This window comes from Pseudomonas sp. JDS28PS106 (genome assembly GCF_036706555.1).
In the GTDB taxonomy this organism is placed as follows: domain Bacteria; phylum Pseudomonadota; class Gammaproteobacteria; order Pseudomonadales; family Pseudomonadaceae; genus Aquipseudomonas.
Map to the genome: position 1 here is coordinate 1 of NZ_JBAJGT010000014.1, position 17,144 is coordinate 17,144.

General features: G+C 60.1%; 14 protein-coding genes. 13 read left to right on the plus strand and 1 reads right to left on the minus strand.

The genetic code is table 11. The annotated features are described in order from the left end of the window. The first annotated feature begins 363 nt into the window (after nt 1-363). The 8 genes from TRP66_RS19460 to TRP66_RS19495 all read left to right on the plus strand — a co-directional run bounded on the left by TRP66_RS19460 (nt 364) and on the right by TRP66_RS19495 (nt 9,328). The gene (locus TRP66_RS19460) at nt 364-1,317 is read left to right on the plus strand and encodes an ABC transporter permease (RefSeq protein WP_333406057.1); all 954 of its coding nucleotides are present in this window, start codon (nt 364-366) and stop codon (nt 1,315-1,317) included. 2 nt (nt 1,318-1,319) lie between these two features. Next, on the plus strand, nt 1,320-2,213 hold the full coding sequence (locus TRP66_RS19465) for an ABC transporter permease (RefSeq protein ID WP_333406059.1): 894 nt from the start codon (nt 1,320-1,322) through the stop codon (nt 2,211-2,213). Between the two features lie 2 nt (nt 2,214-2,215). Continuing rightward, nucleotides 2,216-3,259 (plus strand): ABC transporter ATP-binding protein, encoded by a 1,044-nt coding sequence (locus TRP66_RS19470; protein WP_333406061.1) that lies wholly within the window; start codon nt 2,216-2,218, stop codon nt 3,257-3,259. Further along, complete coding sequence (locus TRP66_RS19475) at nt 3,256-4,263, plus strand: ABC transporter ATP-binding protein (protein WP_333406063.1); 1,008 nt, start codon at nt 3,256-3,258, stop codon at nt 4,261-4,263. Before TRP66_RS19470 ends, TRP66_RS19475 begins: the two co-directional genes overlap by 4 nt. Then, the gene (locus TRP66_RS19480) at nt 4,260-5,441 is read left to right on the plus strand and encodes an amidase (RefSeq protein WP_333406065.1); all 1,182 of its coding nucleotides are present in this window, start codon (nt 4,260-4,262) and stop codon (nt 5,439-5,441) included. Before TRP66_RS19475 ends, TRP66_RS19480 begins: the two co-directional genes overlap by 4 nt. 122 nt (nt 5,442-5,563) lie before the next feature. After that, nucleotides 5,564-6,856, plus strand: a complete 1,293-nt coding sequence (locus tag TRP66_RS19485; RefSeq protein ID WP_333406067.1) for a Zn-dependent hydrolase — start codon at nt 5,564-5,566, stop codon at nt 6,854-6,856. A 148-nt stretch (nt 6,857-7,004) separates the two neighbouring features. Then, the gene (locus TRP66_RS19490; RefSeq protein WP_333406069.1) at nt 7,005-8,633 is read left to right on the plus strand and encodes a methyl-accepting chemotaxis protein; all 1,629 of its coding nucleotides are present in this window, start codon (nt 7,005-7,007) and stop codon (nt 8,631-8,633) included. 335 nt (nt 8,634-8,968) lie between these two features. Beyond that, entirely contained in the window at nt 8,969-9,328 is a 360-nt protein-coding gene (locus TRP66_RS19495; RefSeq protein WP_333406071.1) for a hypothetical protein, read from the plus strand. 131 nt (nt 9,329-9,459) lie between these two features. Here TRP66_RS19495 and TRP66_RS19500 read toward each other — a convergent pair whose 3' ends face one another. Beyond that, on the minus strand, nt 9,460-10,335 hold the full coding sequence (locus TRP66_RS19500) for a WYL domain-containing protein (protein ID WP_333406336.1): 876 nt from the start codon (nt 10,333-10,335) through the stop codon (nt 9,460-9,462). A 409-nt stretch (nt 10,336-10,744) separates the two neighbouring features. Here TRP66_RS19500 and TRP66_RS19505 point away from each other — a divergent pair, with 409 nt between their 5' ends. The 5 genes from TRP66_RS19505 to TRP66_RS19525 all read left to right on the plus strand — a co-directional run bounded on the left by TRP66_RS19505 (nt 10,745) and on the right by TRP66_RS19525 (nt 16,806). After that, nucleotides 10,745-11,002 carry a hypothetical protein gene (locus TRP66_RS19505; protein WP_333406073.1) on the plus strand — a complete coding sequence of 86 codons (258 nt, stop codon included), beginning with the start codon at nt 10,745-10,747 and terminating at the stop codon, nt 11,000-11,002. Nucleotides 11,003-11,012: 10 nt separating this feature from the next. Then, entirely contained in the window at nt 11,013-12,065 is a 1,053-nt protein-coding gene (locus tag TRP66_RS19510) for an ADP-ribosylglycohydrolase family protein (protein WP_333406075.1), read from the plus strand. Nucleotides 12,066-12,210: 145 nt separating this feature from the next. Continuing rightward, nucleotides 12,211-14,328, plus strand: coding sequence for a hypothetical protein (locus TRP66_RS19515; protein ID WP_333406077.1), 2,118 nt, complete (start codon nt 12,211-12,213; stop codon nt 14,326-14,328). Next, nucleotides 14,303-16,171: a dynamin family protein gene (locus TRP66_RS19520; RefSeq protein ID WP_333406079.1), complete on the plus strand. Its 1,869-nt coding sequence runs from the start codon at nt 14,303-14,305 to the stop codon at nt 16,169-16,171. Before TRP66_RS19515 ends, TRP66_RS19520 begins: the two co-directional genes overlap by 26 nt. Then, a complete protein-coding gene (locus TRP66_RS19525; RefSeq protein WP_333406081.1) occupies nt 16,171-16,806 on the plus strand; it encodes a hypothetical protein in 636 nt (211 codons plus the stop codon). The genes TRP66_RS19520 and TRP66_RS19525 overlap by 1 nt, the downstream gene beginning before the upstream one ends. Nucleotides 16,807-17,144 lie beyond the last annotated feature (338 nt).

A 17,144-nucleotide genomic window follows, 5' to 3' on the forward strand; every position in this document is an offset into this window, starting at 1 on the left:
CCGGACGTAATAACTGTGGGAGCCAGCTTGCTGGCGATCGCCGCACCGCGGAGTCTCTGACGGACCGCGTTGCCTGCGTCGCGAGCTTCGCTCCCTCCCACATGGACGTGTTGCCGGACGTAATAACTGTGGGAGCCAGCTTGCTGGCGATCGCCGCACCGCGGAGTCTCTGACGGACCGCGTTGCCTGCGTCGCGAGCTTCGCTCCCTCCCACATGGACGTGTTGCCGGACGTAATAACCGTGGGAGCCAGCTTGCTGGCGAAGGGGCCGGTACATCCGGCACGGCTTTGGCGGTTGAACACTTGCTTTCGCCAGCAAGCTGGCTCCCACAGGCATGGCTAAGCCCCGTATGAGGAACCCTTATGCTCTCTTACATCCTGCGTCGCATTCTGCTGGCGACGCCCATTCTACTGGGCGTGGCGCTGGTGTGTTTCATGCTCGTGCAGATGGCGCCCGGCGACCCGCTGGTTTCGGTGATGCCCCCCGATGCATCCGAAGCGCTGCGCGAGCAACTGATCCAGGCCTACGGTTTCGATAAACCGCTGCCGGTGCAATTCGCGTTATGGCTCTGGCATGCCGTGCAGGGCGATCTGGGCATGTCCATCGCCAGCGGCCGGCCCGTCACGGTCGAGGTCATGGGCGCGGTGGGCTATTCGCTGCGTCTGGCGTTGCTGGCAACCCTGATCGGCTTCGTGCTCGGCAGCCTGTTCGGCTTCGTCGGCGGCTACTTCCAGGACAGCTGGCTGGACCGGGTGGCGTCGGCCATTTCCGCAATCGGCGTCAGCGTGCCGCATTACTGGCTCGGCATGCTGATGGTCATCATCTTCTCGTCGCAACTGGGCTGGCTGCCGGCCACCGGCGGCGGGCCGCTGGGGCAGGCGGCATGGGCGTGGGACTGGGCGCATCTGCAATTCATGATCCTGCCGGCGATCACCCTATCGGTGATTCCCACCGGCATCATCGCCCGCACCGTTCGCGCCCAGGTGGCCGAGACGCTTTCCCAGGAATTCATCATCGGCCTGCGCGCCAAGGGGTTGAGCGAGTGGGGACTGTTTCGCCACGTGGTGAAGAACGCCGCGCCCACCGCGATGGCGGTGATGGGCTTGCAGATCGGTTACCTGATGGGCGGCTCGATTCTGGTGGAAACCGTATTCGCCTGGCCCGGCACCGGACTGCTCCTGAACTCGGCGATCTTTCAGCGTGACCTGCCGCTGCTGCAAGGCACGATCTGGGTGCTGGCCCTGTTCTTCGTGACCTTGAATCTGCTGGTGGACATCCTGCAGACGCTGCTCGATCCACGAATCAAAAGGGGCTGAGCATGAACATGTCGATAACCCCACCGGCCGCACCGGTCGTCACCGCCATCGAAAGCTCGCCCGGCTACTGGAGCGAAGTGTTCGGTCGCTTCCGTCGCGACCCTGTGGCGCTGCTGGTGGGCAGCGTCATTTTCGTCCTGCTGTTGCTGGCGGTGCTCGGGCCATGGATCGTTCCGGGCGATGCCTTCACCACCTCCATGTTCAAACGCCTCAAACCGATCGGCACCGAAGGCTTTCCGCTGGGCACCGACGAACTGGGGCGCGATCTGTTGTCACGCCTGATGCTGGGCGCGCGGCTGTCGCTGTTCATGGGCATCACGCCGGTAATCTTTGCCTTCTTCATCGGCGGCGCCATCGGGATCGTCGCCGGCTATTTCGGCGGCTGGCTGAACAGCCTGATCATGCGCACCGTGGACGTGTTCTATGCCTTCCCGTCGGTGCTGCTGGCCATCGCCTTTTCCGGCGCGCTGGGGGCCGGAGTCAACAATGCCTTGCTATCGCTGACCCTGGTGTTCGTGCCGCAGGTGGCGCGGATCGCCGAGAGCGTCACCACCCAGGTGCGCAACCGCGACTACATCGAAGCGGCGCGTGCCTCGGGGGCGAGTTCCTTCACCATCATCCGCACTCAGGTGCTGGGCAATGTGCTGGGGCCGATCTTCGTGTTCACCACCGGACTGATTTCGGTGTCGATGATCCTCGCCTCCGGCCTGTCGTTCCTGGGACTGGGCGTCACGCCGCCGGAGCCGGAGTGGGGCCTGATGCTCAACACCCTGCGCACCGCGATCTACACCCAGCCGCTGGTGTCGGCGTTGCCCGGCGCAATGATCTTCATCACCTCGATCTCTTTCAACGTACTGGCCGATCGCTTGCGGGCGGCCATGGCTATCAGGAGCTGACCATGACCCAGCGCGATATCGGCGGTCCAGCGCAGCCACTGCTGAAAGTGGAAAAACTGGTCAAGCATTTCCCGGTCAAGGGCGCACTGGGCAAACGCAACGTGGTGCGGGCGGTGGACGGCATCGACTTCGTGGTGCGCAAGGGTGAGACCCTTGGCGTGGTCGGCGAGTCGGGTTGCGGCAAGTCCACCACCGCCAGACTGTTGATGCAATTGATGGATCACGACAGCGGCGAACTCATCTTCGATGCCATGACGGTAGGCGGCCATCAGTTGCCGTTGCGCGACTACCGGCGTCAGGTGCAGATGGTGTTTCAGGACAGCTACTCGTCTCTCAACCCGCGCATGACCATGGAGCAGTCGGTGGCCTTCGGCCCGTCGGTGCATGGGGTGAGTCGGCGTGACGCCTTGCAGCGCGCTCGGGATCTGCTCGGGCGGGTAGGGCTGGAGCCCTCGCGTTTCGCCGGCCGGTATGCCCATGAGCTGTCCGGCGGCCAGCGCCAGCGGGTGAATATCGCTCGCGCCCTGGCGGTCGAGCCACGCCTGGTGATCCTCGACGAAGCGGTATCGGCCCTGGACAAATCCGTGGAAGCCCAGGTCCTGAACCTGTTGCTGGACCTCAAGGACAGCCTGCGCCTGACCTACGTGTTCATCAGCCATGACCTGCATGTGGTGCGTTATCTGTCCGACCGGATCATGGTCATGTACCTGGGTGAAATCGTCGAAATCGGCCCGTCGGAAGCGCTGTTCTCCGACGCGCAACACCCTTACACCCAAGCGTTGCTCACCTCGATGCCGTCCATGGACCCGGCCCGCCGCACGCTGGATTCGCCACTCTCGGGCGACCCGCCCAGTCCGATCGATCCGCCCTCGGGCTGCCGTTTTCACACACGCTGTCCCCACGCCGAAGCCATTTGCGCACGCAGTGCGCCGGTGCTGACGGAAACCGGGGAAGGCCATCAGGCGGCCTGTCTGATGGTCCAGCCCGGCGCAGGGCACAGCCGCAGTCCACAGGCTGAACTGATTCACGGAGGAGCGCTGGCATGAGCGAACAACCCATGGTCGCGGTGCGCGACCTCAAGGTGCGGTTCAAGCGGGGCGGCCAGACGCTGTCGGCGGTCAACGGTGTCAGCCTGCAAGTGGCGCGGGGCGAAGTGCTGGCGCTGATCGGCGAGTCCGGTTCAGGCAAGAGCGTGACCTTGCGCGCGCTGATGCGCCTGCATCCGGAGCGTTCGACCCGCATCGAAGGGCAGATCCACATCGCCGGGCAGGACCTGATGACCCTGTCGCGCAGCCAGCTTCAGGCGGTGCGCGGGCCGGTCACCTCGATGATCTTTCAAGAGCCGCTGCTGGCGCTCGATCCGGTTTACACCATCGGCCAGCAGATCGTCGAAGCGCTTCGCCGGCATCGACCCATGTCCAAGGCCCAGGCACGCGCCGAAGCGCTGGAAGCCTTGCGCAGCGTACGAATCCCCAGCCCCGAACAACGTCTGGATGCCTACCCCCATGAAATGTCCGGCGGCATGCGCCAACGGGCAATGATCGCCTTGGCCCTGGCCTGCAAGCCGCAGATTCTGCTAGCCGACGAACCGACCACAGCGCTGGACGCCACGGTGCAGATTCAGATTCTGATTCTGCTGCGCGAACTCCAGCAGGCGCTCGGCCTGTCGATCATTTTCGTGACCCATGACATTGGCGCGGCGGTGGAAGTCGCCGACCGCGTGGCGGTCATGTACGGCGGGCGTATCGTGGAACAGGCCGCACTGGCCGAACTGCTCGCGAACCCTCGGCATCCCTATACCCAGGTGCTGCTGGGCACCCGTCCCAAGGACGGCCTGCGCAAGGGCGAACGGCTGACCAGCATTCCCGGTGCGCCACCGGACCTGGCCAACCTGCCCGCCGGCTGCGCGTTCGCGGCCCGTTGTCCGCGCGCCAGCGAAATCTGTCGCAGCGAAGTGCCCGCCGTCGACGAATTGCAGGGCAACCACAGCGTCAGTTGCCATCACTGGAAGCAAGTCCCCGTTCATTCCCACTGCGAGACTTTGTCATGACCGATTCTGCATTCGCGCTTATGCCGTACCCCCACATCGACGTGCCCCGTGCCGCCGAAGGACCTCTCGCCGGTTACACCTTCGCCGCCAAGGACCTGTTCGACGTCGCGGGTTATCCCACCGGTGGCGGCAGCCCCCATGTGCTGGCCATGTCCGGCATCAAGACAGTGACCGCGCCGGCCATTCAATGCTTGCTGGATGCGGGCGCCGAACTCATTGGCAAGGCCCACACCAACGAAATGGCCTTCTCCATGAGCGGCAAGAATGCCCACTTCGGCACCCCGCGCAACGGCGCGGCCCATGACCGGATTCCGGGCGGCTCGTCGTCGGGCTCGGCCTCGGCGGTTTCCAACGGGCTCTGCGATTTCTCCATGGGCAGCGATACCGGCGGCTCGGTGCGCACGCCCGCCAGTTATTGCGGATTGTTCGGCCTACGCCCCAGCCACGGGCGGGTGTCGCTGGCAAACACCCAGCCGCTGTGCGAAACCATGGACACCGCCGGCTACTTCGCTCGTGACGCCAAAGTGTTCGGCCTGGTGGGCGAATGCCTGCTCGGCGAGGATTCGGCACCCTTGCCCGACTCACCGCAACTGGTGAGCAGCGAAGCGCTGTTCGGGCTACTGCCGCCCGCGTCCCTCGACGCCCTGGCGCCCGCCATCGCCCGGATCACCGCCTGCTGCGGGCCGCTGGAAAAGCTCGAAGCCGAGCTGCCCTCCCTGACCGATGCCTATTGGGCGTTCCGCTATATCCAGGGCCGCGAAGCCTGGCAGGCTCAAGGCGATTTCATCGAGCGCCAAGGCCTGGTGCTGGGACCGGACGTGGCAGCCCGTTTCGCCTGGTGCAAAGCCGTCACCGACGAGCAATACAACGACGCCTGCGCCTTGCGCGAACGCTTCGCCGCCGCCTGGAAGGAAATCCTCGGCCATCGCGTACTGGTCCTGCCCACCGTGCCTGACATCGCACCGCTGCTCAGCGCCAGAGACGAAGAGATAGAAGAAACCCGACGCATCTCCCACCACCTGCTGGCCATCGCCGTGCTCTGCCGCACGCCGCAATTGACCATGCCGCTGGCCAGCAAAGACGGCGCCCCGTTGGGCATCTCCCTCATGGGCCCGGCCGGCAGCGATCTCAGCCTCGTAAAACTCGCCGTAAAAATCGCCGAGTCAAAACCCGCATAAACCCGGCTAACAACTCGTAGGAGCCAGCTTGCTGGCGATCCGCCTTACTGGCGATCCGTCTTGCTGACGATTGCCTCGCGAGCAAGCTCCCTCCCACAGAACACTTGCAGGAATCCACCACCATGAACACCGCCTTCACCCCGCAAACCGTGCTCAGCTCCAACGCCCCGCTCATCAACACCCAGCGCCTCTGGCAATCCCTAATGGACCTGGCGCAGATCGGCGCCACACCCAAGGGCGGTGTTTGCCGGCTGGCCCTGACCGACCTCGACAAACAGGCCCGCGACCTTTTCATCCAGTGGTGCGAAGCCGCCGGCTGCACAGTGTCCGTCGATGCCATCGGCAACATCTTCGCCCGCCGTCCCGGCCGCGACCCGCAGCGCACACCGGTCATGACCGGCAGCCACATCGACACCCAGCCCACGGGCGGCAAATTCGATGGCTGCTTCGGCGTAATGGCCGGCCTCGAAGTCATCCGCACCCTCAACGACCTGAAGCTGGAAACCGACGCGCCCATCGAAGTGGTGGTCTGGACCAACGAAGAAGGCTCACGCTTCCCGCCGTGCATGATGGGATCGGGCGTGTTCGCCGGCAAACTCGACCTCGCCGAAACCCTCGCCAAGCGGGACGAACAGGGCCTGATAGTCGGCGAAGAACTGCAACGCATCGGCTACGCCGGCAACAGGTCAGTGCTCGGGCATCCGGTCGGCGCCTATTTCGAAGCCCACATCGAACAAGGCCCGATTCTCGAAGACCAACAGAAAACCATCGGCGTGGTCATGGGCTGCCTCGGCCAGAAATGGTTCGACCTGACCCTGAGAGGCGTCGAAGCCCACGCCGGCCCGACGCCCATGCACCTGCGCAAGGACGCCCTGGTCGGCGCCGCCCAGGTCGTCAGCGCTGTCAACCGCATCGCCCGCGACAGCCAGCCCTACGCCTGCGGCACCGTAGGCTGCCTCAACGTTCACCCAGGCTCGCGCAACGTCATCCCCGGCGAAGTGAAACTGACCATCGACTTCCGCCATCTGCACGCCGACAAACTGCAGGCCATGGTCGATCAGCTGCAACAGGCCATCGACAACGCCTGCCAGCAACACGGCCTGACGTATCAACTGACGCCCACCGCCGACTTCCCGCCTCTGGACTTCGCCCCCGAATGCGTCGACGCCGTACGCCAAGGCGCGGCCCAGTTAGGGCTGAGCCACATGGACATCGTGAGCGGGGCAGGGCACGACGCGATCTTCATCGCCGAACTCGGCCCGGCGGGCATGATCTTCGTGCCGTGCGAAGGCGGGATCAGTCACAACGAAATCGAGAGCGCGACTCCGGAGGATCTGGGGGCAGGGTGTGCGGTGTTGTTGAAGGCGATGGTGAGTGCAGCGATGGCGCGCGGTGACGCTTTGGCCTTGAGCTGAAGATCGGTGAAGCGGCCTCGCTGCCGCTGGCTCGGAAATGAACTGGGCAAGCAAGCCGTCCCGACGAGCGGCTATGCGCGCGCCGATGGACGGAATCAAGAAAGGATCGGGAGCCGCGATACACGAGAACAATGTGAGGAACCCTGCAATGATTCTCCGAAAACTCAATCTCGCTGCTCGCTCCGTCGTTTGCTTCGGCTTCTTCTGTCTCGTCATTATCGTCACGGGCGGCCTGTCGCTGAGGCAGGCCAATGTCCTGAACGAGGCCGAAAAATTCGTCGAAACCAACGTTTTGCCCAGCCTGACCTTGCTCGGCCAACTGGACAAGGAATTCGTTTCCATTCGCGGCAACAATGCGCGTCTGCGCAACCCGCTCGAACCCCAGAACCGCAAGGACAAGGCACTCTCGGACGTCAGAGAGTCTCGGGGACTGATCGATAAGCACGCCCAGTCCCTCAGCGCACTTATCGTGACGCCCGCCGGACGCCAGGCGTTCGACGTTTTTACCCAGGCGCAGAATGCTTACGTTCAAGTGCAGGACGAGTATCTGGGCCTGATCGCGGCGGGGCAGCTTGAGGCCGCGGTGGAGTTTTCGAGCGGCAAGATGAAGGACGCTGCCGACCTGGTGGCGTCGTCATTGCAGAACCTCATCGAAGTAAACCAGGGCAAGGCGAAACGAGCGGGTGACAGTGCCGAAGCAGCGTTCGAGCAGACGCTGTACATCGTGATCAGCCTTGTGGCCGTTGGCATCATCGCGTCGCTGTTGCTCGCCTGGCTGTACACGCGCAGCCTGACCGTTCCGATCGGCGAGTCGCTGAAAATCGCGGAGCTGATTGCCGCGAATGACTTGAGCAAAGACATCAAGGTCGAAGGCACGGACGAAGCGGCGCGGCTGATCGCGGCGCTGGCGACCATGCGCACCAACCTGCGCGGCGCCCTGACGCTGATTGGCGACTCGTCGACTCAACTGGCGGCCACTTCGGAAGAAATGCATGCCGTGACGGAAGGCGCGTCCCGCACCATTCAGCGTCAGAGCCATGAGATCGAAATGGCCGCGACTGCTGTCACCGAAATGACCGCCGCGGTCGAAGAAGTCGCCAGCAACGCTGCCTCGACGTCCGAACTGACCTCTGACTCCAGCGCGGCGGCGATTGCCGGTCGCGCTCAGGTGGATGAGACGATTGCGGCCATCAACCTCATGGTGTCGAACGTGCAGACCAGCTCGACGGAAGTGCAGGACCTCGCCGTCATGGCCACCGACATCAGCAAGGTGCTGGACGTGATCCGCGCCATCGCCGAACAGACCAACCTGCTGGCGCTGAACGCCGCCATCGAAGCCGCGCGGGCGGGCGAAGCGGGTCGTGGGTTTGCCGTAGTGGCTGACGAAGTCCGGGCGCTGGCGCACCGCACGCAACAGTCCACCCAGGAAATTGAGCAGATGGTCGGCGCGATCCAGTCGGGCACGTCCAACGCAGTCCAGTCGATGAAGCAGACCAGCTCGCAAGCGCAAAACACCTTGCAGATGGCTCATGGCGCGGGCGATGTGCTTGAAAAGATCACCAGCTCGCTCGGCCAGATCAACGAGCGCAACCTGATGATCGCGACCGCAGCTGAAGAACAGGCACAAGTCGCGCGCGAGGTCGACCGTAACCTGATCAGCATTCGCGACCTGTCGAGCGAAACCTCGGAAGGCTCCAACCAGACCGCCATCGCGACGTCCGAACTGTCCAGCCTGGCAACCGACCTGAGCCGGCTGACCAAGCAGTTCAGGGTCTAAAAACCAGGCGTCTGATCTGAACGACCCATTGCCCATTCAGGCAGTGGGTCGTGACTCGGTCTGGGCGCAACAGGCTTAATCGACCTTCTTGTATTCCATGCCCGGGCCGGTCAGATGGCCGGTGGACCTGTCGATGACCAGATTGATGGTCAGTTGGCCGTTGACCTGCAACATGCAGAGTACGGTTTCGCGCTTGGTATCCTGCCATTGCCCAAGGTATTCACGGCCCCCAGCCAGGAAGAATGACGGTCTGAGGTAATAGCGAACGAACGGGGAATTCGCTTTGTGATGATGGCTAACTGATATACCATCGCGCTCTTTTTCCGGAGGGATACATGAAAAAAATCGCACTGGCTATCCTGTTGGGCGCCACGCTTGTCTCGGGCTGCACCGTTCGCGTCGCCGACATGACTGTCGCCAGCACCAAGAACTACAACATTAACGCTTCGAAATTCGTCAAAGGCAAGCGCGTCACCGGTGAAGACAACTACCCGGTCATCCTCTTCCCACTGGGCATTCCGAACATGAAAACCGCGATGGATCATGCCATCGAACAGGACAACTGCGCGGTGGGCCTGACCGACGTTGTCATGAGCCAGCTGAACCACTCCTTCATCGTCGGGATGATCGGCTTCCGGGTCGAGGGCGACCTGGTTATTGATACAAGCCGACAAGGCTGCGCTAACCGGGCCTGAGGCTACGGTGAAAGCTTGATCTGCAATCACACCAGCCCCGGCGCTCGCCGGGGCTTTTGTTTCCAGACCTCAAGCTATCTGCGACGAAGAAATCCGGGGAAGGCTGGAGCGATGACTTTGATGAAAGAGCCTCAATCGTGCATCAGCCAAGGACGCAGCTCTTTGAGATTAGTGACCACGATCTGTTGCGCCTCTGGGTTGGTGGCTTGATTTCTCGGGTCGATCTGATAGCGCTGCAATACATATTTCACCAGTGCCCTGCGACTGGGCACTACTAGCTGGCCGTCGACCATGCCGAAGTCCGTTTCGATGATCGATTTCTGCGCCGCATTCAATCGACCGTCGGCTGCGAAAACGACCGGTATCTCCGTGTTCCAGTCTTCATCCAACTCACGCGTATTCGGCGATTCGTCAAGCAAGTCTGGCTGACCTCGCAGGCGGCTAAGTACAAAGTCGCGGTATTGACCGTTCTTTTCGCAGTAAGCCCGCACATGCCAGCGCATTCCTGTGTAGACGAGCGTGTGAGGGGCGATGAGACGAATCTCCAGGCTCGGCGTGTTGAGCGATACATACTCGGTTTCCAGTCGCAGACCGTCACGACAGGCCTTGAGTAACGGGCGCAGCACTTCTGGCCGAATCGGGCGGTCCGGCACTTCCAGCACCTTGGTGTGAGTGTAAGCCAGAGCGAGACCATCGATATGAGGGGCGCGTTCGTTGTTCTGATACAGCAGATGCAGATAAGCGCTGGCGCTGTCGTCGATGAACAGCGGCATGAAGTGCTTGCCCGGCACATAGCCTTTCAACTGCTTGTCATAAACAAGATTCTTAGGCGCGTGTTCGGTGATGTAGGTATTGATGTCCTTGGACGCCTGCTGCCGGCTGATCCCGAAACTCTGGATCAAATGCCCGGTGGTCAGACGGCCTTCCCACCACACCACCGTCTCTATGAGCCGATAGCGCAGCGCCAGGTCCCAGCGGACCTGTTCGACGGATTGCTTGCGTTTCATGACCTGTCCCTGAATGCGATTGCCCGGATCGCGCCACTCTACAATAAAGACGTGTCGTTGCAGACGACATATCGGGAAAAAATCCTCGCCACGGCTCGCATCGCGGGCTCTACGTGTAAAGTTTCGAGACATACGCAGCTCTTGAAGGACCTTCCGGTCTTTGCTTCGCCCGATCCTATACGCAACGCCTGACTCGCCAGTCAGGCCGCTGCGTGCAGGACAAACCATCGTTTCGATCACGACAAAAGCTGTTTCGATGTTGGGATTCGTCGCCAGCCAACGCGGCATTTTGCGGCCTCCAACCTGCTTGATTTCTTTACCTGTATAAGTCTACATTCTAGACCTGTCGCTTATTGCTACATATCGTGTTGCTGTCTCTTATGAACAGACGTCACGAAAGGAAGTGGACATGGATATGGCGGAAGCGGTATCGACGGGCGCATTGGTGATAATGGCGGCAATCCTGCTGGTGCTTCTGCATCAGGGACTGAAACTGCGCGATCTGTGGCAGATGGCGCTTGCCTGTCGCAAAGACGCCCGCTGGGCGCGGATCTGGGAAGCGGAAAACCGGGAGTTGCGCTCCGCGCTGCGTGCTGAAAAAGCGCACATCGAACAGCTGCAGCGGAAAGTGGTGATTTTGCAGGGACTGATCCCGGTTGAAGGATAAGGAGAGGGACATGAACAGACTGGAACGAATCAAAGGCTGCCTGCTGGGCGGAGCCGTAGGCGATGCGCTCGGCGCCCCGGTGGAGTTTCTGGAGTGGCCGGCCATCGAAGCCAGATTCGGCGAGCGAGGCATCATCGACTTTGCCCCGGCTTACGGCGTCACCGGCGCCATCACCGACGACACGCAGATGATGCTGTTCACCGCCGAAGGCCTGTTGCGGGCCTACGTACGCGGCAGCTCCCGGGGAATCTGCCACGTCCCGAGCGTCATCCACCACGCCTTGCTGCGCTGGCTGACGACACAGGATTACCAGGCGGCAATCCCGGTCAGTCGAGACGGCTGGCTGATCCGCCAGGCACCGCTCTGGTCTCGCCGCGCGCCGGGCGCAACCTGCCTCGCCGCACTCAAGGCCAGCCCGCACCTCGGCGCGAATGCCGAAAACAACAGCAAAGGCTGCGGCGCCGTCATGCGCGTCGCGCCCTGCGCCTTCTTCGCCAACGCCTTCGACTACGCCGCGCAGTCCGGCCGCCTGACCCACGGACACCCCACCGGCTACCTGTCCGCCGGCCTGTTCGCCGACATCCTCCAACGCATGGTCGACCGGCAAGACAGCCTCGAACACGCAATCACCCAGAGCCTGGCCCAATACGGACAACTCCCAGGCATGGAAGAAACCCGCGCCCTGATCGAACGCGTCCTGTTCTTCTTCTACGAAGGCTACAAACCAACACCGCAACGCATCGAAGAATTCGGCGGCGGCTGGATCGCCGAAGAAGCCCTGGCGATCGGACTCTGGTGCGCCCTGGCCGCTCACTCCTATGAACAAGGCGTGATCATGGCCGTAAACCATAGCGGCGATAGCGACAGCACTGGATTGATTACTGGGCACTTGTTGGGTGTTAAGTACGGCGCGGCGGCGATTCCTGCGCGGTGGTATGAGCAGTTGGAGTTGCGGGAGGTGATTGTGAGGGTTGCTGAGGATATTGAGAGAGTGCCGCGGGATTATTGTGGGTATGGAGGGGAGTTTGATGATGGGATTGAAGGGGATTATCCGGGGGGGTGAGAGGCCGGATATGCCTAACCTATCTGGAGCTCAATACCAATTGAACTCGGGTCTTTTATATTGCGGCCTTTTATATCATCAAGATATTTCATCCGTAGCCGATTACCTCAGCTAGACATTGCGCAAGCTTCAACAGGAGTAGTTGATGAAAGCCCCTCTGATCAAAGACATGGAAAACGCTGTAGTCGGTGTGCTCAATATCTCAGCCGAGCTGAAGACCCGAAGCAACCCCAGGCCAGCCTTGGTCTCGATCCTTCGCAAACTTCGCATCGCTCGAGAGCTGACCTCGGTTTACTACATCTGCGTAGCCGGCAGCCAAAGCGCCGGCAAGACCCGCCTGGTCCGCGAACTGTATGACCTCGATGAAGGCTGGCTGGCAGACAATCAGGGTCGCGGCGAGCGCATCCCGGTGTTCATCCTTGAGAAGGAATGCGATGCTCCCTACGCTGTAGTCGTCAAATACGACGCCCAAGGCAACGAACAGGAGGAGGAGATCAGCCAGGACGTGTTCCGAGCATTGATCAGCGGCTACGACAACTCCGGCGATCTGGACTGCCTGTTCCCCAAACTCTATGTGCCACGCCGTTATTTCAATGGCCAGCGTTGCGGCTTTGTGTTGCTTCCAGGCTACGAAATGCTGAACCCGGACAACGTCGAATGGCAGGGCCTCATGCGCCATACGCTGGTGCATTCCTTAGGCAGCATCTTGGTTACGGACCGCACCCGCGTCGCCGACAACAGCCAGAAGCAAATCCTCAATGATCTGGTCGCGCGCTACTTCCCTGATCGGAAACCCGCCATCGCAGTCACTAAGACCGAAACGCTCACAGCAGCACAGATAGATGAACTCGCAGAAACCGTGGCCGAAGTTTTCCAGATCCGCTCCGATGAGCAGGACCGTGTGATCTTCACCGGCGTCGGTGACGAAGTTTATCGCTCCGCCTGGACCAGTCAACTTATCCAGATTATTAACAAATATGCACTGTCCGCTGGGGGCTCGGATGCGGGGCGTTTGCAAGAACTGGAAAAGCTGCTTGATACTGAACTGGCAACGATCAAGGCATCTCTGGAAAGTGAACTGGACGCACAAAGCATCAGCGAGCACCTGACCGAGCGCCAGGCCGAGCGGATGCGGGAAGTATTCGCCAAGGCATCGGAACGCTATCGGAACCGTTATGCCAAAAGACTGCGCGAGCACACCAATAATTATCTTGGCCAAGTCCGGGACGTAGCTGAGAAAAAATACAACGAAGAAGAAGAGGGTTTTACCAACAAGCTCCGGCATGCGGCGAATTTTCTCACGCTGCAGTCTGGCGAAAACGAGACACGCTTCAGGTCGCGAATCGTCGACTGCTGGTGCAACGGCACTGACACCCTGCAGTCTCCGCTGGAAAGTGATTATCTGGCCATTTCGGACATGTCCGCGAAAGAACTCGGCATTCAGGAGATCAAATCAACGGAGCTTACTGCGATCAAGCATCAGGGCCTCGATAAACTGTTGGGCTACGAGGGTGCATCTCTCGATGTTCCTGCGGTTGGTACCCAAGAGTTGCAGCATGACTTGCGTTTACTGCTTTCTAAAGGCGTTGCCAAAACACAGGACGCCCCGCGTTTCAAAGAGCCTCATGTAGAAAACGTGTTGAAAGCGCTACCCGCAATGACCATGGAGTATTTCCGCCTTAACCAGGCAGTTGCCATTCGCGCGCCTGAGTTGGCCCGCACTGAACCGGAGGCATTTGACTTCGGCAAGCTTGCCTCTTCTATTCAGCAAGATTTGCCCAAGGTCACCGACACAGCCAAGCCGCTGCTTAATACCTTGGCAGCAATCCTGGCTGTGGACGTAGTCATCGATGGCTCGATTGACACTATCCCGGCGATCGCTGGCACCTTGACTGGCGGCCAGACGGCTGCAGCGTCCCTAGGAGCATCGTTGTCCATGGCGGCTGCCGGCGCGATCACCTTGGGCTTCATCGCCTACCGCGGTGCCACTGAGGTGCAGCGCTACGACGCTGCGCGCAGGGGATTTATTGCTGAGAGTCTGAACCAGTTTGCTGAGGCCCATATTAAGAAAGGCCTCGAGCTCTACGACGACTTGATGGAAACACTTGAAGAGCGACTAGTGCGCAACCTGCGGGTGGCGTATGGCTTAGGCGCCGATCTTACGGTCAAGGACGCACTGGCGCGCGGGTTGACTCGCCTTGAGCATGCTCGGGTGAGTCTGGTCAAAGCCATTGACGATGCGCACAGCCGCCATGTGGTTTGAAAAGTACGCCAACCGCTATCGCTGGGCTTATGAAGCGTATCAGCGCTTCATCGACGAGGTGGACCCAAGCCTGGGCGGAGACTTCAACCGCTCCAGCCACGTGACTGTCGCCGTCTATGGTGCAACCCAGGTCGGCAAGACCACACTGATTCTTGACTTGTTGGGGGTGACCGGTGAGGCGTTAGAGCGCGCGTCTAATGTATTGCGGGGCGAGCAACGCATGGGCAAGTCCTCGACAGCCTGCGCTATCCGTTACGGCCGCTCGAAGGACGATCACTGGTACATTGGCGATGACGGTGAAGCGCTTAACGACGACGCTGCGAGGGTACGGTTCTCGGCGATACGGACAGAGCTGGAAGAAGGGCGGGCAGAGTCGGTGGATGTGTTGTCGGTCCGGTTTCCCTCGATGTTCTTCGAGGAAGGAAGGGCGGACGCGCTGAGCCTGGATCTGCGCATTCTCGATATCCCGGGCATCAACGCGGTTAACGAGGCGGAACAAGCGCAGGTTGCGCGCGTGGCTGAGAAATATGTGGCCACGGCTGATCTGATCCTGTTGGTCGGGCGTGCAGATGACTTGGGCTTCCTTCACCCTAATAAGCTGAAGTTAGCCGCGCTGGGAGACTGGATGCTACAGCCCAATCGATATCGGGTCGTGCTCTCGTATACCTTCTCGCCTGCCAGCTTCAAGACTTGGTTCGGTCAGGACAAGCGAACGCTGGAGCAGGTCAGGGCGAAGCTTTACCAAGAGCTGGGCACTCATGACTACAAGCCCCCGAAGTCAGTTGAGGCAATGTTGTATCCGCTGGAGTTCGGTGACTCGCTGCGTAGCCTCGGTGCAACGCCTGAGTATCATCAGGCGGCCATCACACTGATCCGGCAACTGCGAGGCGAGCTTTTGGCGAGCATTACCGAATCGGCCAGTCCATACGGCCGTCTCGCCTCCGCGTTCAAGATGAAAACTTTGATTGATGCCAGGCTTGAGCGAGAACAGGTGTATTACGAAGCGCACAAGAGGGCGCTGGAAAGCGATCTTCAGTTTGCGCAGGATGCAATGAACCAAGTCGATGACTTGCTTACCGATTGCCTGATAGAAGGCGGCCCGCTCAATCATCAAAAGCGCCGCTTGCTCCGTTACGCCAAGCTGTATCAGGGTAGCGATGTTCGTGGCTACTTCGCCGAGCCGCTGCCGAGCACCCCGGAATCTGTCAGCGCTCTGAAATCGGTTGCCGTGTGTTTCGAGCAGGGCATTCAGGCGAAGTGGAAAGAGATATGTGAACGCCACGCCCACCGACAGGGTAATTTTCGGCTGGCTGAGCTTGCGCCACCGGATACCCGCGAGCTGAACAGCTTCTATCAAAAAATGAATGGGTACATGACCGACGGCTACTGGTGGTCCAGCGAGAACTTCCGTTCTGACCGCAGCATGCTCCATCGGGCCGCTGAGAAGATCGTCGACGCATACAGCGAAGCTGCAAATGTTGAAATCCGGAAGTATCTGGACCAACAAGTGAGTGCCCTAAGGCGCAAGCGTTTGGACTTTGAACGGCGACTGACTGTTATGAGAGCGGCTGTAGCGGAGCGTCAACAGGCAGTTCTGGACGTGGAAGGCAAGCATAACAAGCTCGAGCAGGATCACGAGCATTTCAAAGCGCGGATGCAGTACAGCACCGAGCACTCGTCCAAATTCGAGCAATACATCCTTGAGGCTTTCCACGCTGAACTCAACCGCGTCAGGAATGCTATCCGCTGTCCGGCTAATGCAACAGAACAGGTCTACGATGTGTTCTATCTTCATGTGCTGCTGGGCGAACTCGACAAAATGCTAGAAGGAAAGAAGTTCTAATGGAACGATCCGATTTGGACGCCGAAATCGCCGCCGCTGATCAAGAATTGTCAGCGCTGCTGGAAAAGCACATCAATGTACCGATGAAACGAAGCATTGAGGAGGTGAGCGGTGGTCTGTCGCTCACTCTAAAAGGGGACTTCGAGTCCAGCGTACTTAACCTGCGCTCGGAATTGAAGAAGCTGAACAGCGCGTTCGAGGACTTGGGCGACGACCTTGGTAATATCCGCCAGGTATCCAAGCGAATCGAGACGATGGTTCAGCAAGCTGATAGTGCGCAGGACGGTCGGTTCGAGAAGGCAAGCGCGCAGATTACGGAAAGCGGTCGTCAGATTACCGAAGAGATTGGCGGCGTCGAGGAGCGACTGAGTAAACTTGGCGCTGCTCAGCTGCACCACCTGAATTCTGCGCTAAAAGTGTTAGCTACAGACGTCCAAGCTCACCGTGTTGAAAGCTGCGATGTTCAAGAGAGAGTTTTGGCGAAACTGGACGAGGTCGCGTCTGCGGTTGCAGAGCAGAAAGCCCAAGCACAGACGGCAGAACAGTTGACCAAGCGGCGCTTTATTTGGATGTGTACGGTACTTGGTGTGAACCTTGGTGCGCTTGTAGTTCTGCTAGTCAATACTTTCATCTAGGGTTTTGTCCGTGCCGGACAATGGAACGGATGCTGCGTTGTGAGCATGTGTGCGCAGCATACGGGATGATCGGGAGGTCGGTCGGTTACTGTTCTCCGTTTAAAGTCGACAATTGAGGTGCCCGAATTTTGCGTGAGAATTTGAGGCCTGGGAGTAGGTTGATTTTTCAATCCGCGCTAATAAGTAATAGGCTATTACATCGTTCAGGACATACTACGTGTTTCGAAGGTTGGCGGGTTTGAATTTTAGGTCCGAAAAGCGGCTGCCCTAGGAGCATATGGGATATCCCTCGAGCGGGTCTGACATTTAAAAATTTTCGGCGGATGGCTTGGGTTAGC